Genomic DNA, 1,352 nt, shown 5'->3' on the forward strand with positions numbered 1-1,352 from the left:
TAGGAGTTAACCTTATACTCTTTTCGCATTCATTATTATTCCTAAAATAAAGAATACCATTATATTCTTCTAAGAGAATTTCTTTTGTTTTTCCTCCTCCTTGCGGAAATTTTATATACACATTTAAGATTAATCTCCCTTTCTGTACATAATAGTTTCCTCTACGATATTTTTTAGGAATATTCTTATACTTCCCATTGTTGTCCAAGAAAAGGTATTGAATCGTCCCTGAAGAAGAGAATTTACAAAAAACACTATCGTACCCTGTTTCTATATAATTTATATTATAGATTTGAGTTGTATCTATCACTGAAAATATGTTTTCATTGATAACTATGTCATTACAATTTTTATCACAATTCATATTGTAATACCAACTCATCTTACAAGAAAAGAACCCTGCTAAAATAAACGAAAAAAATAATATGTATACTCTTCTTTTTACCATGATGTAAAAGGATTATAAGTTCTGTACTGATAGAAGCCCCCCCATTGCCAAGAGGTATTCATAAAACCACAATCTTTTATTAAACCGTGAATAACCACATCTTGAATAGCATGTCTTACTTTTTCGCTATTAGCTCCTATTCAGAAACCTCCATATCCAAGAGTCAAAGCTCCTAAACGATATTTTTCACCTACTTCATTGACATAACCTCGTTTATATTTAGTTCCAAACCTATCTACATAATTTATTACATTTATTACAGGATTTTCTTCCTTACCTTTAGAATTAACTACTTTTATTTCATATTTTTGATCGTCTCTAGTTCTTCTACCAGTAAAAAGATTAAATCCAGCAGTAAAATCTTCTATTCCAATATTTAAGGCTGCTGTTCTATAACTATCGTTTCTATCCCCTAATCTCAAATGTTTAATTCCTGCCCCTCCATCATTCTCATACATTATCTTAAAATCACCACTTCTAAATCCTATCATCCCTGTTCTTTGTGAAAAATCACCTGACCAAGCATTAGTGCCTAAACTAACTCCGGTAGTACCATCATCCCAAGAGGCCATTATAGAATTGCGTACTTCTATAGCATTTTTGCCAAACCCATAATAATTATTATATGCCATTATTCCTACTCCAGCTGAAAAGCCCCAATTACCATCGTTATAGCCTACTGCAAAATTTGCCCCCATACCCGAAGCATTGCCAAAAGCTACAGCTAAAGATAGGCTTATATTCCAATCTCCTATAGGAAAATTGACACTTGGTAACATCGAAGATACTGCTCCTGTAGCTATACCATTGGCAATAGATTCAGCCGTCAGCACAGCTGTTGATCCTAAAGCTCCTGTAACAGCCCCTCCAACAGCTCCTCCTAAAACTGACAGTCCAAAACTTC

The 1,352-nt window shown here is 33.7% G+C and carries 2 protein-coding genes; both read right to left on the reverse strand.

Annotation, left to right across the window (positions count from 1 at the left end; translation table 11 throughout):
• Positions 1 to 364 (reverse strand): hypothetical protein (locus HMPREF9073_RS16260; RefSeq protein ID WP_232212901.1); only part of this gene is annotated, 364 nt, incomplete at its 3' end.
• 224 nt (positions 365 to 588) lie between these two features.
• Positions 589 to 1,352 (reverse strand): polymorphic toxin type 23 domain-containing protein (locus HMPREF9073_RS06650; protein WP_009413220.1); only part of this gene is annotated, 764 nt, incomplete at its 5' end.

Source organism: Capnocytophaga sp. oral taxon 326 str. F0382 (genome assembly GCF_000318295.1).
Classification (GTDB): Bacteria; Bacteroidota; Bacteroidia; order Flavobacteriales; family Flavobacteriaceae; genus Capnocytophaga; species Capnocytophaga periodontitidis.